The sequence below is a fragment of the Collinsella aerofaciens genome, assembly GCF_028209885.1.
GTDB classification, from domain to species: domain Bacteria; phylum Actinomycetota; class Coriobacteriia; order Coriobacteriales; family Coriobacteriaceae; genus Collinsella; species Collinsella aerofaciens_BA.
Map to the genome: position 1 here is coordinate 63976 of NZ_JAQLEM010000007.1, position 22266 is coordinate 86241.

The window sequence follows — 22266 nt, forward strand, 5'->3', positions numbered from 1 at the left end:
AAAAGGCCCCGGGCGGCCGGCGGGGAGCCAGAAATGTAGCCCCCACCCCACCCCCAGCCGCCACGGAGGCATCTCCCTCCTCCGTGGCGGCGCTTTTGTGCGCCGGGGGCGCCACGAAACCGGCCCATCTACTACGTTTAGCCCCTTACTCCTAACCATGTCAAAAAACGCGAAAACAAAACCGCAGGTAGAACGCCTGCGGTTTTGTTCAAAACGAAGGTATGGTCAAGGGTATCGAGTCAAACGTAGTAGATGGGCCGATTTCGTGGCGAGCGGTTCCGGCTGATTCCTTGGGGACGGAGGAAAACGGATCATTTTGGTCCCGCGAGGCTTGCAGAGGCACTCGTGCGGGGTCGCCCGAACAAAACCATGCCGGTTTACTACGACGAATTCGACATTCCCGACCATGACTGCATTTTTCCAAATATTGCTAGCGTTCTACCTGCGGTTTTGCAAGCGCGCAATTTACCGTGGTCGAAGGTGGGCGATTCATCGTAGTAAACCGGCATAGCTTTGAGTTGATCCGTTGGGGACGGAGGAAAACGGATCATTTTTGGCTCTGTACGGCTTGCGGGGCATCGGTATGTGACCCCACTGTTCCAAAAATATGTCGGTTTACGGGGCTGAATCGCGAACCCCCAACCATGTCGATAGTTGCAAGAATAAAACCGCAGGTAGACGAGCCGTCATTTTGCAGAAAACGTGGGTATGGATGAGGGCCCCGACTTTAGCCCCGTAATTCGGCATAGTTTTGAAATGGCGTTAAATCGGTAGCAGCCATTTTGCTATGCCGGGGGGCTCGGTCTTTGGGCAACTACCCTCGCAGGTAGGCGATGGCGATCTGCGTGCGGTTGCGCAGGCCCATTTTGGCAAGGATTGAGCTGATGTGGTTGCGCACGGTGCCTTCGCCCATATAGGCGGTGGCGGCAATCTCCTTGTTGTCGAGGCCGCGGGCGATGAGCTCGGCGACTTCGAACTCGCGGTCGGTCAGGCTGACAAAGGCCGCGGGCCGGCGGGTCGTGCCGGCCTCGGCTCCCGCCCCATCAAAGTTGATATCCTCGATCGCCTTACCCTCGAGCACGCGTTTGCCGTCCATGACCTGCGTCAACGCCGGCGGAATGGCGGCGACATCGGTTTTGATTAGATAGCCGCGGGCGCCCAGTTTAAGCGCCGACACAATGTACTCGTCATCCGAAAATGTCGTCAGAAACACCACGCGCGCTGCAGGGTTGCGCTCAAGGATTTCGCGTGCCGCCGATAGGCCGTCACGTCCCGGCATCTGAATGTCGAGCAGCGCGATGTCGGGCGCGTGCTGGGCGTAGAGCGCGACCGCGTCGTTGCCGTTGGCGCCGGTACCCACCACCTCGATCTGCGGCTGGGCACCCAGGATAATCTTGAGCGAATCGACCACCAAGCGGTCGTCGTCGACAACGATGAGCCTCATCGGCCCTCATCTCCTTGCTGTTTGGGAACGGTGGCAAACACGCGCCAGCCACCGGCGCCGGCACGCGGGCCGGCGGTGAAGGTGCCGCCAAGCGCCTCGATGCGCTCGCGCATGGAGCTGAGCCCCATGCCTTCTGCGGCGCCGCGGCCGTTTACTTGAACCCCGACCGCGCCATCGTCGGTAACAATGAGCTGGTAAAACGACGGATGCTCCATGCATCGTACAGTGACAGCGCGGGCGCAAGCATGGCGCATGGTGTTGGAGAGCGCCTCGCGCAGGACCGCCGCAAAGCAGTTGGCGACATTTGCGGGCGCATGTTCGGCCATAACTTCAAGCTCAATCTGCGGGCCGCCGTCCGAGCGCGCGCCTTCAACAATGCGTTCGAGCTGCACGGAAAGGTCAACGGCGTTGTCGTTGAGCGCATGGACGCTGGTGCGTACAAGCTGGAGCGCCTCGTCAACCGTGTGTTTGACGTCGGCGAAATCGGCGGCGACGCCGGGCTCGTCGGCGTGGACCACGCGCAGGGCTTCGGCTTGCAGCGAGGCGCGCGTGAGCTGGTGACCGACGTTATCGTGGATCTCGCGCGCGATACGGGCGCGCTCGGCGAGTGTCGCGAGCTCGACTTCGTAGTCCTGACGGTCAGCAAGATCGCGGTTGCGCGCCTCGAGCGCGAGGGCTCGCTCCTGCAGCTCGTCACGGGTACGGCGCATGCGCTTCTGCTCGCGCTCTAACTGGGCGGTACGTAGCGATAACAAGGCGGCGGCAACCGAAAGGATGACGGTTAGCAGAAGCGTTCGGGCGGCGAGCGCATCGGCGCGAAGGTTCGCGACGAGCGCAAAGGCAAAAACGGAGCCAATGCCCAGCGCGACCCAGGCGTGCTCACGGCGCACGCGCCGCGCGATGTCATAGAAGGCGAGGGGCGCAAACGGCACAAACGGCGGTACGAAGACGGCTGCGATGATGTAAGCGTGGCTCACGGCCTCGCTCGCACGGCGGGCGCGGTTTCCCTGTGCGACTTCGGCCAGCGAGGTGGCAATAACGCCAAGGCAAAACGCCGCGACCAAGCGAACGTCCACAGTAAGACCCATGGCGGCCGCAACGCAGCACGCCAAAACAATCGATTTGTCGAAAAGCCTGTTCATACGGGTATTGTACGCGAAGCCGCGCATGGTGGAGGGGCCGCCCGCGCAACCGTGACATTCCTCCCGCGCGGCAAAGCGGGGGCGTCGGCAGGCCGCACGACCAGGACCCTGCACTCGTGACAAAGCTCACTGGTGCGCGCCGGCGGCTCCTGCGATGATGCAATCGTACCGGGCCGCAAGCAACAGAAGGGCCGCCTCATGACAGACATCGTCCACGTCGAAAACCTCGTCAAGCGCTACGACGATCTTATCGCGCTCGACCACTTTAATCTGAGTATCGCCCCCGGCGAGATCTTCGGCCTGCTGGGCCCCAACGGCTCGGGCAAGACCACGTCCATCAACTGCATTCTGCAGCTGCTCGCCTACGACAAAGGCGCCATTGAGCTGTTCGGCGAACCCATGACGCCCGCTCGCTACGACCTCAAGCGCCGCATCGGCGTGGTCCCGCAGCAAGTTGCGGTGTTCGACGAGCTCACGGTGCGCGAGAACATCGACTATTTCTGCAGCCTTTACGTCAGCGACCGCAAGCGCCGCCGTGCGCTGGTAGACGAGGCAATCGACTTTGTCGGGCTGGGCGACTTTGCCAAGTTCCGCCCCGGCAAGCTCTCGGGCGGCCTGGCGCGCCGGCTCAACATTGCCTGCGGCATCGCGCACAAGCCCGAGCTCATCTTCTTTGACGAGCCCACGGTGGCGGTCGACCCGCAGAGCCGCAACGCCATCCTGGAGGGCATCTGCCGCCTGCGCGACGAGGGCGCCACGGTGGTGTATACCAGCCATTACATGGAGGAAGTCGAGCAGATCTGCAGCCGCATCATGATCATGGACGGCGGCCACGTGCTGGCGCAGGGCACCAACGACGAGCTCAAACGCATGATTCAGATGGGCGAGCGCGTGACCGTCGAGGTGGGCGCCGTCGAGCCCGCCACGGTCGAGCGACTGCGCGCCCTCGAGCACGTGCTTTCGGTTGAGCTTTCCGGCGGCGAGCTCGTCTGCACCTGCGAGGCGAGTCCGCACAACCTGGTCGACATCCTCGACACGCTGCGCGCTGCTGACGTGGCACTCGGCCGCGTGTGGAGCGAGCCACCGACCCTCAACGACGTGTTCCTCGAGATCACCGGCCGCGAGCTGCGCGACTAGGGGGCAGCCATGTTCAACACCATCATCACCACGCTCAAGACGCTGCTGCGCCGGCCGAGTACGTGGGTCTGGGGCGCGGTCTTCCCCATCGCGCTTTCCACGATGTTCATGTTTATGTTTGCGAATCTGAGCTCCGACGGCACGGTCGACCCGGTGCCGGTGGCCGTCGTGTCGGACGAGGCCTGGGACGCCTCGACCTTTAAGGACGTGGCGACGTCGCTTGCCAAGGAAGGCGACGACCGGCTGCTCGAGATCCACGAGTGTGACGACGCAGCCGATGCGAACCGTGCACTCAAGGCCGGCGAGGTCGCGGGCATCTATACGGTCGACGACGCGGGCGCGCCCAAACTCACGCTGCTATCGAGCTACGACAGCTCACGTGCGTCGTCGGTGCTCACCGACCGCAGCATCCTGGAGACGGTGGCAAGCTCGTATACACAAAATGCCGAGCTCATGTCCCAGATTGCCCAGGACAACCCGGCGGCGCTCGCCGACCCGGAGGCGGTTGCGCGCGCCCTGTCGCTCGAGGGCGGAACCCGCCGCGTGAGCCTGACGCGCACCACGCCCGATGACACGGTCATCTACTATTACGCGCTCTTTGGCCTGGTCGCGATGATGTCTGCCGAGTTTGCCGCTTTGAGCGTCGTCGATTTGCAGCCCAATCTGTCCGGCCTTGGCGCGCGTCGCTGCGTGGGCGGTCTTTCCAAGACGGCGTCGCTGGCCGGCATCTTTGTGGGCTCGTGGCTGGTTTCTTTTGCCTCGATGACGATTGCGATCGGCTACGTGCGCCTGGTCGTGGGCGTCGACTTTGGCGGGCGCGAGGGACTGTGTCTGGTAGGCGGCGCCGCTTCCGCGCTTGCCGCCACGGGCTTGGGGCTCTTTGTGGGCACGCTTCCCGTTAAGGGCGGCAAGGCGTTCAAGTCCGGAATCCTCACGGGCTTTGCCACCACGTGCGCCCTGTTCGCCGGCCTCTACGGCGAGCCGGCGATGGCGCTTGCCGACGACGTTGCCCGCGCGTGCCCGGCCGAGTGCTGGTTCAACCCCGTCAAGCTCATCTGCGACATGTTCAACCGCCTGTATTTCTTTGAGGACCTGGGCCCCTTTGCCGTCCGCGCCGGCGCGCTTGTCCTCATGACACTGGTGTTCGTTGCCGCCGCCACGCTGATCTTTGGAAGGAGCCGCTATGAGCACCTTTAAGACCGCGCTTCGCATGGCGCTTGCGCACCCGTTCTACCTGCTCATCTATACGGTGTTTATCTCGCTCATGGGCGTGTTTATCGCGGCATCGGTGAGCTGGAACTCGTCGCAGCTCACCGAGTACAAGCCCTACGATGCCAACGTGATCGTGGTCGACCGCGACGACAGCGACCTTTCGCGTGCGCTTACCAAGCATCTGGGTTCGCGCTTTGAGCTGGTTACGGGCGTCGGCGACGACACCTACGACCTTGCGGACGCGCTCTCCAAGAGCACCAGCGCCAAGGGCAGCGCCGACTGCGTGTTCTTTATCCCGGAGGGGTTTGAGGGCGACCTCGTTGCAGCCGCCCGTGCGGGGAAGTCCCTGCCCAAGTTCGATGTGACCTACGGCGCCGGCACCATGGCGGCGGCGCTTTCGTCTGCCGAGGCCTCGCGCTGGATCTCGCTCGCGGGTGCTGCGGCCGCACTTGAGCCCGCCGCCTCTAATGGCAGCGTCGCCAAGGCCGCCGAGCATGCCGCCGCCAAGCGCGCGGAGGTCCAGATCGAGCAGGTCAAGGTCGACTCGACGGCCGCTGCCACGCTCGAGTCGTACTTCAACTTTGGCGCTTACGCGATTATCTCGTCGGTCATCGTATCGGTGGGGTTGGTGTTCTCGGGCATGAACGAGCCCGAGCGCGTGCGTCGTATGGATGCCGGCCCAATCTCCGAGCGCCGGCGTTCGTTTGCCGTGTTTGCGGCCGCCGCCGTGATCACCGTCTGCATCTGGTTTGTGTCGAGCATGATGGGTGCCGTGGGCTTTGCCGGCGCGGTCGCCGAGGTCGGCGTGGGCCGTGTAAGCCTGGCGCTGGCGGCGACGTTTGCCCTGGCGTGTACGCCGCTGGCCGTTGGCTTTGCCCTTTCGAGCCTGGGCGCGCGCGAGGAGCTGCTCAACGGTGTAGGCAACCTGCTCGGCATGCTCATGACGTTTTTGGGCGGCGCCTGGATGCCGCTGTCGCTGATGGGTTCGGCCGTGCAGACGGTGGCGCACTTTGTGCCGACATATTGGGTGAACGATGCGATCGGCAAGGCGCTTGCCTCGGATTTGACGTCCGCCGTGCTGGGGGACATCGCCTGCGACCTGGGCGTCACGGCACTCTTCGCCGTGGCCAGCGCCGCCGCAGGCCTAGCCCTATCGCGCACCAAATCCCGTGCCTAGCCACCTAGTCATTGGGCACTCATTGGGTATTCATTGGGGACAGACTTAAACGACCAAGAGTGGTCATTGGGGACAGACTTAAACGGCTAGTCATTGGGGACAGTCTTTGCCGAACCGCCGGCTTGCCGGCCGGGTTGCCAAGGACTGTCCCCAACTGCCGGCAGGAAAGGAACGTCCCTAACTGCCGGGCGGCGAAAGAGTGTCCCCAACAGCTAGTCGTTTAAGAACGTCCCCAACGACTAGTCTTGAAACAAACCCCTACTCTCGCCCAAAAATAGTTCACCTGGGTTTACTATTACCCTATAAAAGTAGCAACAGGCTAACAATGGGGGATAGCATGGCGACAAAGCAAGCCTACGTCCAGGTTAAGGATCTCAAAAAGCATTACGGCGACGGTGACGCGCGCCTGACGGTGCTCGACGGCATCGACACGTCCATCAACCGCGGAGAGATCTGCGTCATGCTGGGGCCCTCGGGCTCGGGTAAGTCGACCTTTCTCAACCTGATCGGCGGCCTGGAGGATGCCGACGCCGGCTCTATTCTGGTGGACGGCTGCGACCTCACGGTGCTCAAGCCTGCCGACCTGGGCGAGTATCGCCGTCGTGAGCTGGGCTTTGTCTTCCAGTTCTACAACCTGGTGCCCGATCTCACCGTCAAGGAGAACATCGAGGTCACGGCGCACCTGTCCAAAAACCCGCTCAATGTCGACGACCTGTTGCGTTCGCTGGGTCTCTACGAGCACCGCAACAAGTTCCCGCGCCAGGTCTCGGGCGGCCAGCAGCAGCGCTGTGCCATCGGCCGCGCGCTCGTCAAAAACCCGGGCCTGCTGCTGTGCGACGAGCCCACGGGCGCGCTCGACTATAAGACGTCCAAGGAAATCCTGCAGCTCATGGAGGATGTCAACCGCACCTACGGCTGCACCATCATTATTGTCACGCACAACGCCGCCATCGCTCGCATGGCCAACCGCGTGCTGCGCCTGCGCGACGGGCGCATCGTCGCTGACGAGCTCAACGAGTCGCCCGTGTCCGCCGCCGAGCTCGATTGGTAGGCGGCGCCATGACACCTCTCGCAAAACGTCTCCCGCGCGAGCTGCGCCGCAATATCGGTAAGTACCTGGGCATCTTTTTGCTTATGTGCGGAAGCATCGCTCTCACCTCGGGCTTTTTGCTCGCGGCGCATTCCATCGGTTGCCTTATCGACGACATGCGCGATGCGTACACGATTGAGGACGGCCGCGTGACCACTTCCTTCGAGGCTACCGACGATCAACTCAAGGCCGCCGAGGACGCGGCCGACGACGTCGGCGGCGTCACGCTCTACAAGAATTTCTCCATCGACGCCATCATCAAAAAGGCGTCCGGCGACGACGGCACCAAGCGCACGCTGCGCACCTATGCGCACCGCACCAAGGTGGACATTGCGTCCTACTGTGAGGGCAGGCAGCCCGAGACGGATGACGAGGTGGCCATCGACCGTGTCTTTGCCACCAACAACGACCTCGCCGTGGGCGATAAGGTCGAGCTCGAGGGCCGCACCTACACCATCTGCGGCATCATGACCCAGCCCGACAGCCAGGCGCTTTTCCTCAACAATTCGGACTTTACGGTGAATACCATCACCTATGGCGTGGCTGAAGTGACCGGCGCCGGCTTTGCCGCGCTCGAGGACGCTGGCGGCGCACCCGCCTACACCTATTCCTTCACCTTTGCCGATCGCGACCTCTCCCCCGCGGACCGCATCGACGCCGAGCAGGATATGGTCGAGGCACTGACCGATGCCGATGCACGCGTGGATGACCTCATCGATGCCGATTCCAACCAGGGCATTGGCTATGCGCGCGACGACGTAGACGGCGACTCCATGATGTGGATGACGCTGCTCGATATCATCATCGTGATCATGGCGTTCGTCTTTGTGGTCCTTACCGACGCCACCATCGAGGAGGAGAGCGCCATCATCGGCACGCTGCTCGCTAGCGGCTATCGTCGACGCGAGATCGTGCTGCACTACCTGGCACTTCCCGCCATCGTGGGCGTGGTTGCGGCGCTTCTGGGCACAGTACTCGGCGTTGTGTTCTTTACCGAGCCCATGCGCAGCCTGTATTACGGCTCCTATAGCTTGCCGCCCTTCCAGGTGTACTGGAGCTGGGAGATCTTTGTGAAGTGCGCCGTGGTTCCGGCCGTCGCGCTCATCCTCATCACGCTGGTGGGTCTGCTTCGCAAAATGGGCAAGACACCGTTGCAGTTTCTTCGTCACGAGGCGAGCGGCAAGTCGGGTACCAAGCGTGGTGTGCAACTGCCGGAGCGCATGGGTTTTGTTTCTCGCTTCCGCCTGCGTATCTTCCTGCGCAACCTGGGCAACTTTGCCACGCTCTTCGTGGGCATTGCGTTCGCCTCGCTGCTGCTGCTCTTTGGCCTGGCGATTTTGCCCACGATGACGCACTATGCGGACAACCTCGAGACAAGCTTGGTCGCCGAGCACCAGTACACGCTCAAGGCGCCGCTTGAGCTCGAAGGCACTGCCGAGGAGCGTGAGCAGTGGTCAGCACTCGAGCGCTTGCAGTCGGTTGACGGCGCGCTGCTTTCCGTCGCCCAGGATGCCGATGATGAGCTCGACGACGCGGCCGATGCGGCGCAGGCGGCGACCGATGCCGCGACCGACGCCCCGTCAGCCGCAAGCCTGACTGCAGCGCAGGACGCGCTCGCCAAGGTCCAGGACAAGAAGGATGCGCTTTATGCGCGCCTCGATGACCTTGCCGATGCCCTCGGCTGCAACCGCGACGAGGCCATCGACCTGATCGACCAGGCCTCCAAGATTGACACTGACAACGACGATATCCACCCGGTCAATACGACCGACAACGGCACGGGCGCAATCGCACAGGCCGAGAAATATGCCGTTTACCAGCTGCAATACGATCGTGGCGACGGAAATGGCGAGGAGACGATTTCCGTCTACGGCATTTCATCCGATTCGCGCTATTGGAAAGACCTCAACGTCGGCGATGGGCGTGTCGTCTTTGGCGGCGGTCTGCTCGATAAGTTTGGCTGGAGCGAGGGCCAGAAGGTCACGCTCAGCGACAAGTACGAGGGCAAGCATTATTCCCTTGAGTACGCGGGCAAGGACTGTGCCTGGGGTTCTAAGTCGGATATGAATGTCTATATGAGCATCGACGACTTTAACGAGCTGTTCGACAACGACGCTGCCTACTTTAACGGCTATGTGAGCGACGAGAAGCTCGACCTCGACGCGCGCTACTTTGCCGGCGATACCACGCCCGACGACATGCGCGCCGTGGGCGACCAGTTCATTGGCATGATGAGCAAAATGATCGGCATGATGGTTGGGCTTGCGGTGTTCATCTTCTTGCTGTTTATGTACCTGCTGACCAAGGCCGTGATCGACCACAGCGCCCGTTCGATCAGCTACATGAAAGTCTTTGGCTATCGCGATGGCGAGATTTCGCATCTGTACATCCGCTCGATCACGCTGTGCGTGGCGGCGTCACTCGTGCTGAGCCTGCCGGTCATTATTGGCTCGCTCACGGCCATCTTCCGTTCGATGCTGCTCGCCTATAACGGCAATATCGAGATCTACGTGCCCGCTTGGTCCATGGCGGCGTGCGTGGGCATTGGCTTTGCGACCTACCTGGTCGTGGCGCTGCTACACACGCGCTCTATCAAGCGCGTCAGTCTGGCCGAAGCCCTCAAAGTCCAAGAGTAGTCGTTAAGAACGTCCCCAATGACAAGGTGTCGCGCTTGACTTTAACTCTGCTTTAACTGGTACCATCCTCTTATGTCTGTAACGCCATATAGACCGAGGGGATAGATCTATGACCGCAACTGCACCCGCAGCACCCGCTAAGGTGTACTTCACCAACCTGCGCACGCATGCTCGCGAGAGCCAGCTCGACAAACTCAAGCGCCTCATCCGTCACGCCGGAATTGAGCAGATCGACTTTGAGAACAAGTTCGTCGCTATCAAGATTCACTTTGGCGAGCTGGGCAATCTGAGCTTTTTGCGCCCCAACTACGCCCGCGCCGTCGCGGATGTCGTCAAGGAGCTGGGCGGCAAGCCCTTCCTCACCGACTGCAACACGCTCTATGTGGGTAGCCGCAAAAACGCGCTCGAGCACATCGACACCGCCTACCAGAACGGTTTTACCCCATATGCCACGGGTTGCCAGATCATCATCGCCGACGGCCTCAAGGGCACCGACGAGGCGCTCGTCCCGGTCGAGGGCGGCGAGTACGTGCACGAGGCCAAGGTCGGCCAGGCACTCATGGACGCCGATATTGTGATCAGCCTCACCCACTTTAAAGGCCATGAGCAGGCCGGCTTTGGCGGCGCCATGAAGAACCTGGGCATGGGCGGCGGCAGCCGTGCCGGCAAGATGGAGCAGCATGCCGCCGGCAAGCCGAACGTCGCGACCGAGCACTGCGTTGGCTGCCATGCCTGCGAGAAAATCTGCGCGCACAACGCTATCTCGTTCGACGACACCCGCGAGCGCGAGCTTGCCAACGGCGCTACTCGCACGGTGCACGTGGCTGCCATCGACCACGATCGCTGCGTGGGCTGCGGCCGCTGCATCGGCGTGTGCAACCAGGACGCCATCAAGCCCGGCTATGAAGCCGCGGCCGACGTGCTCAACTGCAAGATCGCCGAGTACACCAAGGCCGTCGTCGACGGCCGCCCGAACTTCCATATCTCGCTTGCCATGGATATCAGCCCCAACTGCGATTGCCATCCCGAAAACGACACGCCTATCGTCAACGACATCGGCATGTTCGCGAGCTTCGACCCGGTCGCCATCGACCAGGCCTGCGCCGATGCCGTCATGGCATCCGAGCCGCTGCCCAACACCGAGCTCACCGATAGCGCGGCCAAGATGGAGCACAATCACGAGCATCTGGAGGGCGAGCAGGCGCGCGATCCCTTCTGCATCACGCATCCCGACACCGACTGGCGCGCGTGCATCGCGCACGCCGAAAAAATCGGCCTGGGCACGAGCGAGTACGAGCTCATCGAGGTTAAATAGCGCCTAGCTATTGGACATATCAAGCGCTTTTGTAGCGCAACGTTAGCAAATGCCGCCCGTGAGTACAGCGCCCACGGGCGGCTTTTCGGAAGTGCGGTGAAAAATCGAATACCGCCGACCACAAACCGTTTTTTGGCAACAAAACCCCTGATAAATTGTTGGTAAAACTGTGGTCTGGTTGGGCTTCCCGCGATTTTCCCCGCACTTCCGAAAACAGGGGGTCAGATAGACCAGTAAACCGTACTATTTGCCTAAAAATACTCGTCGAGGAAGTTGTTGACTGTGCTCCAGTAGAGCTCGGGGTCAATTTGCGCGCTCTTGGCGTGGGTGGCGCCATGGATGGTGAGCTTTTGCTTGACCTTGCTGGCGCACGCCTCGTAGTTTTGGTCGAGCATGTCGTACGGCACAAAGGTGTCCTGGTCGCCGTGGATAAACAACATGGGAACCGTCGCGTGTTTGAGTTGCTCCACACTGCTCGCCTTATGAAAGTCATAGCCCGCGCGCACGTTGCACACCAAGTTTGCTACATCGAGCAAGGGAAAGCTGGGCAGGCCGAACACGTCCTTGAGCTGCAGAGAAAACTCGTCCCAAACACTCGTATAGCCGCAGTCCTCGATAATGCATTTCACGTTTGCGGGCAGAGATTCCCCCGCGACGTTCATGGCGGTTGCCGCACCCATCGACTCGCCAAAGACCAGGATGCACGCCTCGGGGTCAGCCTGAACGATTCGCTCGATCCATGCGACGATGTCGAGGCGCTCGGGCCAGCCCATGCCGATATAGTCGCCGCCGGAGCGCTCGTGGGCGCGGGCGGCGGGTGCGAGTACGTTCATGCCGCGGTCGTGGAATCGCTTGACGTATCGGGCCATACCGATGGGCTCGTTGGTATATCCATGCAGGCAGACGGCGTAGTCGTGCGTGCTCTCCGACGCAGCAAAATACCAAGCGGCAAGCTCGGTTCCGTCATCTGCGGTGAGGCTGCTGCTCTTGCGGTTCTCCTTAAACCACGCCCGCGCCTCGGTGTCCTCGGCATCCGGCTGCTCACCTTCTTTGTCGTTCTTGCTATCCTGCATCATCTTCATGGTGTACGGCGCTTGGGGGTTCAGGGCAAAGTCAAACAAAAAGTTGCCGGCAAATCCGAGCAACGCAACGACAACCACCAGTGCAACGATGCCGGCTATCTTGAGCTTTCGATGGGGGTGTGCGCTTTGGGGCATTTATGGTTCTCCTTAAAGATGTTAATACATCAACATTTAATGCAAGCGCATTATGGACGTTCACCGTTGATGCGTCAACAAACAAAGAATGGGTAAACAAAGGGTCACGTAAGGTGCAAATTTCGCACGCACCCAGACGCTTTGATATAGTGTTGAGAACTCTTTACGTTGGAGGATGTAACCGGCATGTCCGATTCGAGCGACAGTTCTAAGCTGCGACCCAAGACCGCGGCCGTTCCACACTACACGGTGGGCGAGGAGATCATGAACTCCGTCACCCATGGTGTCGGCTGCCTGCTGGGTATCGCGGGCTTGGTGCTCCTGATCGTATTCGCTGCCCTGCGCGGAGGAGGCCCGGCCCACATGGCCGCGGCGATTGTCTATGGTGTCAGCATTATTCTTGAATATCTGGCCTCCACGCTCTACCACGCGATTCAGCCCGCGGGCGCCAAGCGCGTGTTCCGCATTATCGACCACAGCTGCATCTACTTGCTCATAGCCGGCAGCTATACGCCGTTTTGCCTCATCACGCTCGCAAACGACGGCGGCCCTATGCTGTTCTTTGCCGTGTGGGCCATCGCCATCATCGGCATCGCGCTCGAGTGCTTTTTGCGCGAGCGTCAGCCGCACTGGGTAAGCGGCTTGGTCTACCTGCTGATGGGCTGGCTTGTCGTCTTTAAGCTGCCCGAGCTCGTGGCGCTGCTGAACCCCGTCGCGCTTGCCCTGCTCGCCGTCGGCGGCGTGTGCTATACCGTGGGCGTGCCGTTCTATATCGCCAAAAACGTGCGCTATCTGCACAGTGTTTTCCACTTGTGGGTGCTCGCCGGCAGCATCTTCCAGTTCATGGCGGTGATCCTCTTCGTAATCTAGCGACCGCGCCCACGGCCCCGCTCGCGCGGGCGACCGGCGCAATTGCCGTATCCGCCATCAACGTTTTACCTTAACGTCCCGAATCTTGGAGGTTCGAGAAACTCCCGATGGATATAACCATCTCCCTTATTACCACGCTCGTCCTGACGCTTATCAACGGCTACTTCTCCATGTCCGAGATGGCCCTCACCACGGCTAAGCGCGCCGTGTTGGAGCACGATGCCGAGGAGGGCGATAAGCGCGCCGAGCGCGCCGTCCAGCTCGCCGCCGACTCCGATCAGCTGTTGGCCACCATCCAGGTCGCCATCACGCTCGTGGGCTTCGCCTCGTCCGCCGTCGCCTCGACAAGCCTGTCCGACCCGCTTGCCACGTGGCTCATGAGCTTTGGCATCGCGCCGCTTTCCGCCATCGCGCGCGGCCTGGCGCCGGTCATCATCACCGTCGCCGTCGCCTTTGTGTCCATCGTGATCGGCGAGCTCGTACCCAAGCGCATCGGCCTCGCTAACGCCGAGGGCGTATCCAAGCAGGTCGTGGGACCGCTTTCCGTGTTCCAAAAGATCGCCCGCCCGCTCGTGTGGCTGACCGGTGCCTGCTCCGACGGCCTGGCCCGCATCCTGCGCATCAAGAGCGCCGATGACCGCCAGAATGTCTCGGAGGAAGAAATCAAGTACATGGTCTCGGAGCAGGATGACCTGCTCGACGAGGAAAAGCGCATGATCCACGAGATCTTCGACCTGGGTGACACCGTGGCTCGCGAGGTCATGGTGCCGCGCGTGGACACCACCATGTGCGAGGACGACGAGACGGTCGCCGACGTGCTGTCCACCATGCGCCAGACCGGCTTCAGCCGCATCCCCGTCTATCACGAGGACCCCGACAATGTCGCGGGCATTGCGCACATCAAGGACCTGATCCAGCCCGCGCTCGACGGCAAGGGCGACCAGCCCATCGCCGACTTTTTGCGCGACGCCACCTTTGTGCCCGATACCAAGGACATCCTGCCGCTGCTGTCCGAGATGCAGACCTCGCACGACCAGATCGTGGTCGTCGTGGACGAGTACGGCGGCACGGCCGGCATCATCACCATCGAGGACATCGTCGAGGAGATCGTCGGCGAGATCGAGGACGAGTTCGACCCCGACAACAAGTATCTCACGCGCCTTTCGCGCCGCGAGTGGCTCGTTGATGGGCGTTTTTCGTGCGATGACGCGATTGAGCTTGGTTGGCCGCTTGAGGAAAGCGATGATTATGAGACCATCGCCGGCTGGATTTTGGAGCTTTGCGACTCGGTGCCCGACATCGGAGAGGTGTTTGAGGTTGCGGGGTACAAGTTTAAAGTGCAGTCGATGCGTGGCCAGCGCATCTCGCTCATTCGCGTGATCGCTCCGGCCGAAACCGATAAGAAGGATTCCGAGTCTTCGGTAGACGAGCCGACGACGTCGGGTGCGGGTTCCGCGAATCCGCACGACGGCGACGAGTAGGACAAGGAAGAGTAGGGGAGAGTTATGGCAGGCCTGTTCAACATCCTTAAGGTCACCGTCAGCGAGGACAAGATCTGCGCGCACGTGCTGGTGAACCCCGGCATGCCGCTCATGACCTCGGAGGATATCGAGGCTACGGCGCGCGTGTATTACCTGGTGCCGGCGATTGCCAAGCACCTGTGCCTGGGTGATTCCGGCCGCGAGTTCCAGGACTGCATGGGCCAGACCGAGCTTTGCCATCTGCTTGAGCATGTGACGGTCGAGCTCATGAACGAGACCGGTCTTGCCGGTAGCATCTCGTGCGGCCGCACGCGCGTAAGCGAGCACGACGAGCGCGTTTTTGAGGTTGAGCTTTCGTGTCCCGACGACGCGCTGGCCATCGGTGCGCTGTCTTCGGCCACCTTTATGATGGACTGGGCGTACCTGCACGCCGACCAGCCTGCCCCCGACGTGGAGGGCACGGTCGCGGGCCTGCGCAACCTGGTGCTGGGCATGCGCGCCGAGGCCGAGGGCAAGGATCCTCACGAGGCCGTCGCCGCTGCGAACGGCGAAGATGCTGCCGAGGACGAGGGCGCTGACGAGGGCGATGTGCCGGTCGACGCCGAGCCCGTTGCCGATGCGACCGCCGAGCCCGTTCCCACCGAGCCCCAGGGCGTCCCCAACTTTGACGACGAGCCCCAGGTGGCGATTGATACCGAGGGTGCGGTTGCCGAGAACCACGAGGCCTCCGCTGCCGTCTTTGGCGGTGCGGCGACGGTTCCGGCAGGACCTGCGCATGAGGGCGGCCTGCCGCTCGTGGACGGCGCCGGCGAGGACCCGGGTGCCACGGTGGCCATGCCGGCTATGCCCCAGGAGTAGGCCTACGCGTTTATCACCATCACGTACCTGCGCCTTTGCCGTACGCAGATGAGCGGAGCGGCAAGTGATGCGCTGCGGGTATAATGGACAGCATTCAAACGGTGGGCACCGACGTGCCCGCAGGAGAGGAATGATCATGGGTAAGACTTTCAGCTTTGTCTCCGGCGCACTTTTTGGTGCCGCTGCCGGCGCTATTGTCGGCGTTGCTCTGGCCCCGCGCTCGGGCGCCGAGACCCGCGCCATGGCTGCCGATATCGCCAACGACGCCTGGGACAATATGCGCGACACCTACGAGCACAGCGCCGAGGAGGCCCGTGCTGCGGTGAATGACTTTGGCCCGATGGTCGACGCCAAGACCGATGACCTGCGCGCCAAGGTCGATCTGGCCCGCGAGCGCATGGACCAGCTGCGCGAGCAGCTCAACGACGCCATTTCGGGCGGCAACGTGACGCCTGCCGCCGACGTCGTGGTCGAGAACGCCGTCGAGGCTGATACCGAGGCTGCGGAGCCCTCGACCGAGGCATAATGCGCGCCGGGGATTTTGTCGGCGCCAAGATCTATCGCAAGCCTACCGAGGACAAGCGCACCAAAAAGGACGGCACGCCGCGCAGCCCTAAAAAGCTCGGAAAGATTCACTTTCCGGTCTTTACCCCGGGTGGTACGCGCGTGGTCGGCTTTATGGTCCGCCAGTCCGATATCGCGGGCATGATCGAGCGTCCCGACCGATTTGTAGCGCTCGACGCCATTGGTGTCTACGAGGGCGCCATTGCGGTCGATGACGTCAAGGACACGTACGATGCCGCCGCTGCCAAGCGCCTCGACATCAACCTGGACGATTGCATCATCTGGGTCGGTATGGACGTGCGCACGGAATCGGGCGACGTCGTGGGCTATTGCTCGGACGTTGAGTTCAAGCCACGCTCGGGCATCGTGCAGGCATTCTATGTGACCGCCGGTGCTGCTTCGAGTGTTTTGGTTGGTGACACGCAGGTGCCGCCGACGATGCTGCGCGGCTATGCGGACGGCGCGATGATTGTTTCGGACGAGGTCAAGTCGCTCGGGTATTCGGGCGGTGCGGCTGCCAAGGCCGCCGAGGCCAGCGTCGTGGTGGGCGACAAGGTCAAAAAGGGCGCCAAGGTGCTCGACGACAAGGGATCGGTTGCCGTGGACAAGGGCAGTCGCGCACTGGGCAAGCAGCTCGGCAAGACGCGCGGCATGTTCAAGGCCTTTAAGGACGAATACCAAAAGGCGAGCGGAGGCTCGTCAAAAGCTACAAAATAGCGACGTACCAAATGATGGGAGGCAAGCCGGAGACCTGTTGCTCCGGCTTGCTGTGTTTATGGGGGAGGGCACATGCGCCAAAACGGATCCAACTTAAACGGGCGTTCGGGCGCGCGTCCGACGGCGCGCCGCGACCTGGGGCAGCTGCCCAGCGGTCAGCGCAAGCGTCACCGTAAGCCCGGCGCGATGTATCTCAACCATAGCCGCGGCTTTAGCGATCGCAGCGCGCGCATCGGCAACAGCCGCACACCCCGTCGTTCGTCTCGCCTGCCCTATGCGCTCATCGCCGTGGGTTGCGCGCTCGTGCTGTTTATCGCTGCCGTCGTGGGCTACGTCAACCGCAGTGTGGACGTGGAGCTCAACGGCCAGAAGACCGCGGTGCGTGTGGGCTCTACGCTGCAGAATCTCATCGACGACCAGGAGTTGACTGACGCTTTCGACGCAGGCGACCTGCTGGCCGTCGATGACAGCGTGCTCAAGCGCCATGGGGGCGAAAAGCTGTCGGTGAAGGTCGACGGCAAGCGCGTGAAGCAGGGCAAATGGGACAGCCGCGAGCTTGAGGGCGGCGAGAAGGTGACGGTCAAGGATGGCCGTAACACCTACGAGAAGCACGAGGTTCAGGCTACGGTTATCGAGCCCAAGCTCAAGGTCGAGGGTACGGGCGCTATCGAGTATGTGCAGACGTGGGGTGTCCAGGGCCGCTCCGAGGTGTGGGTTGGTGAGCAGTCGGGCAAGACGCAAGACCGCGGCGAGGTTGTGCCCGCCACCGATTGCGTCGTTGCGTGCGCCAGCGTGGCGCCCAAGGGCAACAAAAAGTACGTGGCGCTGACGTTTGACGAGGGTCCGAGTGGCGCCACCAAACAGATCTTGCAGGTGCTCAAGGAAAAGGGCGTCACCGCGACGTTCTTCCTTTCGGGCGATGCGGTCGAGGCCTCGCCTGCCACGGCCAAGGCGATTGTCGATGCCGGGTGCGAGATCGGATCCAACAGCTACAGCGACGATTCGCTCAAGGGTCGGGACCGTGAGGCGGTACGCGAACAGATTACGAAAGGCACCGATGCGATTAAGTCGGCGACCGGCGTGAAGACGATGCTGCTGCGTGCTCCCTACGCTGCCTTTGACGAGCAGAACTGGATTGATGCGATGGACCTGGTCTCCGCCGTGGTCTCGTGGAATATTGACTCGGGCGACTGGCTGCTCAACGGTGCCGACGAGCAGGTCTCGATGGTGCTCGATTCGGTGACGCCGGGCAATATCGTGCTGCTCACCGACAGAGATGAATGCGCCGAGCAGACGCTCGAGGCGCTGCCGCAGATTATCGACGGTCTCATTGCCGACGGCTACAAGATCGTGACGCTCAGCGACCTGGTCAAGACGGACACGTCGCTGAGCAAAAAGCTCACCTCGCTGACGAAGGTCACCATGCCCAAGGATGCCGTGTTCCCCCAACTTGCCGAGGACGACGACACCACAGAGTAGTCATTGGGTGGTCGTTTAAGAACGTCCCCAATGGCTATGTCACGGATGCGTCAGCGTTTGGTATGCCTGCAATGTGCAGCGCATAAATTCGATGCCGCAGGGCGATGCTGATGCTATAGTTACTGCGGTTAATGAGGGTCAAGAGAAAGGTTACAGGTGAAATCCAAACCTCGACCATACAGTCGATGACCCCATGCAGGTGCTTTTTGCGCATGCACGGGGTGTAAGCGTCGAGCGGCGTGCCGCCCGCGCATGCGTATACATATCCAGAAGCCCCCGGACGTCGCACGCGCGGCCGCGTTCGGAGGAATAATGATGGGGAGCACCATTGAATTATCTGAGTGAGATGCTCAAATTGCCGGTCTTGGACGTCGACGGCGAAAAGCTCGGCGTGGTCAACGATTTTGGTATTGCTACCGGCGAAGTTTTTCCGCACGTGACGTCGCTCGCGTTCCGCGGACCCGGCAAGACGCCGTTTATGATCAGCTGGCGCAAATGGGTCGACCGTATCGACGAGACGGGCGTACACCTTAAGACGTCGGCTACCGAAATTCGCTTTTCGTACCTGCAACCGACCGAACTCTTGCTTGCCCGTGACGTGCTCAACAAGCAGATTGTCGACACGCAGGGCATGAAGGTCGTGCGCGTCAACGACATCAAGTTTTCCATGTCGGGCGAAAACCAGCTGCGCCTGCTGGGCGCCGAGGTCGGTGCTCGCGGTCTGCTACGCGCCATCAGCCCCGCGCTCGAGCATATCGTCGAAGGCTTTATGAAGCACCTGGGCAAGCCGCTCAGTGAGGACATCATCGCTTGGTCCTACATGGACCTGCTCGACCGCTCGACCAAGAACATTCAACTCTCGGTGTCGCACAAGACGCTCGGTGAGCTGCACCCTGCCGACATCGCCGACATTATCGAGCAGCTCGACCCGCGCCTACGTGCGCAGGTGTTTGCGCAGCTCGATACTGCCCAGGCCGCCGAGGCCATCTCGGAGTTCGATGACGACGAGCTTATGACCGAGATGCTCGAGGGCCTGTCCGACACGGACGCATCGTCGATGCTGGCCATGATGGACCCGGACGATGCAGCTGACCTGATCGACGAGCTCGATTACGAGAAGGCCGAGAAGCTCCTGCGCCTGATGGGCGTCAAGGAGGAGAAGGCGATTCGTAACCTGCTGGGGTATGAGGACAACACCGCCGGCCGCATCATGACCTCGGAGTTTGTTTCCCTGCCCGCCACGGCAACGGTCGGCGATGCCATCGAGGCGATTCGCGAGCTCGACGAGGACTTCGAGAGCGTTTACTACGTCTATACCGAGGATCCGAGCGGCATGCTGACCGGCGTGCTTTCGCTGCGCACGCTGATCGTAGCCGACCGCGACGCCACGCTGGGTCAGCTGGCCTATCGCGACCTGGTCTATGTGTCGCCCGACGAGGACCAGGAAGACGTGACGGACGAGATGACCAAGTACGACCTGGTTGCCATCCCTGTCTGCGACGAGAACCGTCATATCCTGGGTATCGTGACCTTCGACGACGCCATGGACGTTATCGCCGAGGAGCATCAGGAGGACCTGCAGATCGCCGGTGTCGGCTCGGGCGATAGCGCGTCGGACGACTCGACGAACGTGCTCAGCTGGTTCGTGCATCGCCAGTACTGGGTTGTTGTATGGGGCATCGCGTCGTGCATCATGGCGACCGTGCTGGGAACGGCGCTCGGCTCCGCGCATCTGGTGGTGTTCCCCATGTGCGCCATGCCGCTCGTGCTGCTTGCTGCCTCGCGCATGGTGTCGTTCGTCAAGAACTACTTCCTCGAGTACGACGGCCACGACGACGAGCCCAAACCGTACCTGGGATTCTTCTTCCAGAGCACGGGTATGGGCCTGATCCTTTCGCTCGTGACCTACCTGTGCGCGCAGCTGGTGCGCACCGCCGCATTCCCCGATGCGTCCATGTTTGAGGAGCAACTCTTTACCGGGTGTTTTAATATCGCTGCTATCATTTGCCTGGTTGGCAACATGAGTGCCGTGATTTACCTGATGGTGCTGTTCTGGCGTGACGAGCATGACCTCAACACGTCGGGCACCGCCATGAACGTTATTGCCGTCATGATCTCGTGCGTAGCGTACTGCGCCGCTGCGGTGCTGCTCACCATGTCGGTCATGGGTTAGGTGGTCGCGTGCAAAATACCAAGCAAAAGTCGGGCATCAAGCAAAAGTTGACCATCGCGGCCATCTTTGGCGCTATGGGTCCCGGTCTGCTGGCGGCGCTTTCGGGCAATGACGCCGGCGGCATTGCAACGTATTCCAGTGCGGGCGCCAGCTATGGCTACAAGATGCTCTGGATGCTTCCCGTCATGACCGTGCTGCTCATCGTGACGCAGGAGACCGCGGCGCGCTGCGGCTGCGTCACGGGCAAGGGCCTGGCATCGCTCATCCGCGAGCGCTTTGGCGTGCGCAAGAGTGTACTTGCTATGGCGGCGCTGTTGATCGCCAACACGGCTGTGACCATTTCGGAGTTTGCGGGCATCGCCAGCGGCCTTGCTCTCTTTGGCGTGCCGGCGAGCATCTCGGTGCCGCTCGTGGCGCTGCTGGTGTGGATGCTTACCATGTCGGGCAGTTTCCAGCGCATCGAGAAGATTCTGCTGCTGGTAAGCTGCGTGTTCGTGACCTACATCGTCGCCGCGTTTATGGCCGGCCCCAACTGGGGCGAGGTCGCGGTCGACCTGGTCGTGCCCAACATTCAAAATGACCCCAGCTACGTGTCGCTCGTGGTCGCAACGATCGGTACCACCATCGCACCGTGGATGATCTTCTTGGCTCAGAACAACGTGGTCGATAAGAATGCGGGCGAGGACGACATCGTGTTGCAGCGTATTGATACCGTGAGCGGCTCGCTTGCCGCCGATGTCATTGCCGGCTTTATTATCATCACGACCGGTACGGTGTTGTTCCCGGCGGGCATTCAGATTAGCGATGCCGCCGATGCCGCCCGCGCACTGGAGCCCATCGCGGGCCAGTGGTCCACGGTACTGTTTGCCTCGGGCCTGGTCGCGGCGAGCTTCTTGGCCGCCTGCGTGCTGCCGGGCGTTACGTCGAGCGCTATCTGCGAGGCATTTGGCTGGGAGCGCGGTGCCGACCGCAGCTGGGACGAGGCCCCGGTTTACCGCGGCATCATTACGGCCATCATCGGTATCTCTGCCGTGCTGGTGCTTATGCCCGGCGTCGATCTGTTCCAGATTATGATGACCTCGCAGGTCATCAATGGCGTGCTACTGCCCGTGGTTCTGGTGTTCCAGGTGGTTATCGCCGCCGACCGTCACATCATGGGTGCCAACCGCAATGGTCGCGTGTGGAACGTGCTCACTTGGGCGACTATCGCCGTGATTACGGTGCTGACAGTCGTCATGTTTGTGCTGCAAGCGATGGGCTACAGCGCTTAACGCCCACTTTTGCTTCCGAACAGGCCGCAGCGATGGGCTGCGGCCTGTTTTTGTCTGCTATAGGGTGTTAGTTATATGGCAGTGGGCAAAAAATGCCAAATATGAGTACTGTTGCTAAGTGAATAGCATTTACATTCAAGAAGATAATAAACATAACCTATAGTATGTTCATTAAAATTGGCTCCAATACGCCTTAAACCAGTCAGGTTGGCTGCTTTAGGGGGTTGTAGGGTTCGCTCGGACGTCATTTTGGGTGGTTTTGCCTGCTACTAAAATGGTAGCAGTACTCATATTTGCCCTTTTTTGCCCACAGACCTTTGAGGGTGCGGCGAAAAGGGCTTGTTTTGATTGTTTGGGGCAGGCGCGAGGCGCGGAAACGATGTCTGGAGCGACGGAGCGGCCTGGAATTCATCCGTAGAGGTCTTCATTGGCTGCGCCAGGAGTGTCCCTAACTGCCGGAGGGGGTGTCTGCCGTGGCAGACA

General features: G+C 61.4%; 17 protein-coding genes. 14 read left to right on the forward strand and 3 right to left on the reverse strand.

The annotated features are described in order from the left end of the window. Window positions 1–814: 814 nt before the first annotated feature. Together PMX21_RS03015 and PMX21_RS03020 are read right to left on the reverse strand one after the other, a co-directional pair. Entirely contained in the window at window positions 815–1444 is a 630-nt protein-coding gene (locus PMX21_RS03015; RefSeq protein WP_271757971.1) for a response regulator, read from the reverse strand. Continuing rightward, window positions 1441–2520, reverse strand: coding sequence for a sensor histidine kinase (locus PMX21_RS03020; protein ID WP_271757972.1), 1080 nt, complete (start codon window positions 2518–2520; stop codon window positions 1441–1443). The genes PMX21_RS03015 and PMX21_RS03020 overlap by 4 nt, the downstream gene beginning before the upstream one ends. A gap of 264 nt (window positions 2521–2784) precedes the next feature. Between PMX21_RS03020 and PMX21_RS03025 the strand changes: the two genes are divergently transcribed. The 6 genes from PMX21_RS03025 (at window position 2785) to PMX21_RS03050 (ending at window position 11153) form a co-directional block, all read left to right on the forward strand. Next, window positions 2785–3723 carry an ABC transporter ATP-binding protein gene (locus tag PMX21_RS03025; protein WP_271757973.1) on the forward strand — a complete coding sequence of 313 codons (939 nt, stop codon included), beginning with the start codon at window positions 2785–2787 and terminating at the stop codon, window positions 3721–3723. Window positions 3724–3732: 9 nt separating this feature from the next. After that, entirely contained in the window at window positions 3733–4920 is a 1188-nt protein-coding gene (locus tag PMX21_RS03030) for an ABC transporter permease (RefSeq protein ID WP_271757974.1), read from the forward strand. Next, window positions 4907–6112 carry an ABC transporter permease gene (locus tag PMX21_RS03035; RefSeq protein WP_271757975.1) on the forward strand — a complete coding sequence of 402 codons (1206 nt, stop codon included), beginning with the start codon at window positions 4907–4909 and terminating at the stop codon, window positions 6110–6112. Before PMX21_RS03030 ends, PMX21_RS03035 begins: the two co-directional genes overlap by 14 nt. 337 nt (window positions 6113–6449) lie before the next feature. Continuing rightward, entirely contained in the window at window positions 6450–7163 is a 714-nt protein-coding gene (locus PMX21_RS03040; protein WP_271757977.1) for an ABC transporter ATP-binding protein, read from the forward strand. 8 nt (window positions 7164–7171) lie between these two features. Then, the gene (locus PMX21_RS03045) at window positions 7172–9838 is read left to right on the forward strand and encodes an ABC transporter permease (protein WP_271757979.1); all 2667 of its coding nucleotides are present in this window, start codon (window positions 7172–7174) and stop codon (window positions 9836–9838) included. A gap of 109 nt (window positions 9839–9947) precedes the next feature. Then, window positions 9948–11153, forward strand: coding sequence for a DUF362 domain-containing protein (locus PMX21_RS03050; RefSeq protein WP_271757980.1), 1206 nt, complete (start codon window positions 9948–9950; stop codon window positions 11151–11153). A gap of 251 nt (window positions 11154–11404) precedes the next feature. Here the strand turns inward: PMX21_RS03050 and PMX21_RS03055 are convergent, their stop codons facing one another. After that, window positions 11405–12370 (reverse strand): alpha/beta hydrolase, encoded by a 966-nt coding sequence (locus tag PMX21_RS03055; protein WP_271757982.1) that lies wholly within the window; start codon window positions 12368–12370, stop codon window positions 11405–11407. A 186-nt stretch (window positions 12371–12556) separates the two neighbouring features. Between PMX21_RS03055 and trhA the strand changes: the two genes are divergently transcribed. From trhA to PMX21_RS03095, 8 genes are all read left to right on the forward strand, one after another. Next, window positions 12557–13240 (forward strand): PAQR family membrane homeostasis protein TrhA, encoded by a 684-nt coding sequence (gene trhA / locus PMX21_RS03060; protein WP_271757983.1) that lies wholly within the window; start codon window positions 12557–12559, stop codon window positions 13238–13240. A 107-nt stretch (window positions 13241–13347) separates the two neighbouring features. Beyond that, window positions 13348–14721, forward strand: a complete 1374-nt coding sequence (locus PMX21_RS03065) for a hemolysin family protein (RefSeq protein ID WP_271757985.1) — start codon at window positions 13348–13350, stop codon at window positions 14719–14721. A 24-nt stretch (window positions 14722–14745) separates the two neighbouring features. After that, a complete protein-coding gene (locus tag PMX21_RS03070) occupies window positions 14746–15579 on the forward strand; it encodes a cyanophycin synthetase family protein (protein WP_233504106.1) in 834 nt (277 codons plus the stop codon). A 136-nt stretch (window positions 15580–15715) separates the two neighbouring features. Next, entirely contained in the window at window positions 15716–16105 is a 390-nt protein-coding gene (locus PMX21_RS03075) for a YtxH domain-containing protein (RefSeq protein ID WP_035136593.1), read from the forward strand. Beyond that, window positions 16105–16860: a PRC-barrel domain-containing protein gene (locus PMX21_RS03080; RefSeq protein WP_006235736.1), complete on the forward strand. Its 756-nt coding sequence runs from the start codon at window positions 16105–16107 to the stop codon at window positions 16858–16860. The genes PMX21_RS03075 and PMX21_RS03080 overlap by 1 nt, the downstream gene beginning before the upstream one ends. Before the next feature lie 72 nt (window positions 16861–16932). Beyond that, window positions 16933–18339, forward strand: a complete 1407-nt coding sequence (locus PMX21_RS03085) for a polysaccharide deacetylase family protein (RefSeq protein WP_271757987.1) — start codon at window positions 16933–16935, stop codon at window positions 18337–18339. Between the two features lie 346 nt (window positions 18340–18685). Next, complete coding sequence (locus tag PMX21_RS03090; RefSeq protein ID WP_465038253.1) at window positions 18686–20512, forward strand: magnesium transporter; 1827 nt, start codon at window positions 18686–18688, stop codon at window positions 20510–20512. A 74-nt stretch (window positions 20513–20586) separates the two neighbouring features. Beyond that, window positions 20587–21783 (forward strand): Nramp family divalent metal transporter, encoded by a 1197-nt coding sequence (locus PMX21_RS03095; protein ID WP_099432833.1) that lies wholly within the window; start codon window positions 20587–20589, stop codon window positions 21781–21783. The last annotated feature ends 483 nt before the right edge of the window (window positions 21784–22266 follow it).

Coding starts and splice junctions, on each gene's coding strand:
- PMX21_RS03065 (WP_271757985.1), top strand. CDS start 13,348: ATGGATATAACCATCTCCCTTATTACCACGCTCGTCCTGACGCTTATC.
- PMX21_RS03075 (WP_035136593.1), top strand. CDS start 15,716: ATGGGTAAGACTTTCAGCTTTGTCTCCGGCGCACTTTTTGGTGCCGCT.
- PMX21_RS03035 (WP_271757975.1), top strand. CDS start 4,907: ATGAGCACCTTTAAGACCGCGCTTCGCATGGCGCTTGCGCACCCGTTC.
- PMX21_RS03085 (WP_271757987.1), top strand. CDS start 16,933: ATGCGCCAAAACGGATCCAACTTAAACGGGCGTTCGGGCGCGCGTCCG.
- PMX21_RS03040 (WP_271757977.1), top strand. CDS start 6,450: ATGGCGACAAAGCAAGCCTACGTCCAGGTTAAGGATCTCAAAAAGCAT.
- PMX21_RS03030 (WP_271757974.1), top strand. CDS start 3,733: ATGTTCAACACCATCATCACCACGCTCAAGACGCTGCTGCGCCGGCCG.
- PMX21_RS03080 (WP_006235736.1), top strand. CDS start 16,105: ATGCGCGCCGGGGATTTTGTCGGCGCCAAGATCTATCGCAAGCCTACC.
- PMX21_RS03015 (WP_271757971.1), bottom strand. CDS start 1,444: ATGAGGCTCATCGTTGTCGACGACGACCGCTTGGTGGTCGATTCGCTC.
- PMX21_RS03055 (WP_271757982.1), bottom strand. CDS start 12,370: ATGCCCCAAAGCGCACACCCCCATCGAAAGCTCAAGATAGCCGGCATC.
- PMX21_RS03095 (WP_099432833.1), top strand. CDS start 20,587: ATGGGTCCCGGTCTGCTGGCGGCGCTTTCGGGCAATGACGCCGGCGGC.
- trhA (WP_271757983.1), top strand. CDS start 12,557: ATGTCCGATTCGAGCGACAGTTCTAAGCTGCGACCCAAGACCGCGGCC.
- PMX21_RS03050 (WP_271757980.1), top strand. CDS start 9,948: ATGACCGCAACTGCACCCGCAGCACCCGCTAAGGTGTACTTCACCAAC.
- PMX21_RS03090 (WP_465038253.1), top strand. CDS start 18,686: ATGCTCAAATTGCCGGTCTTGGACGTCGACGGCGAAAAGCTCGGCGTG.
- PMX21_RS03070 (WP_233504106.1), top strand. CDS start 14,746: ATGGCAGGCCTGTTCAACATCCTTAAGGTCACCGTCAGCGAGGACAAG.
- PMX21_RS03045 (WP_271757979.1), top strand. CDS start 7,172: ATGACACCTCTCGCAAAACGTCTCCCGCGCGAGCTGCGCCGCAATATC.
- PMX21_RS03025 (WP_271757973.1), top strand. CDS start 2,785: ATGACAGACATCGTCCACGTCGAAAACCTCGTCAAGCGCTACGACGAT.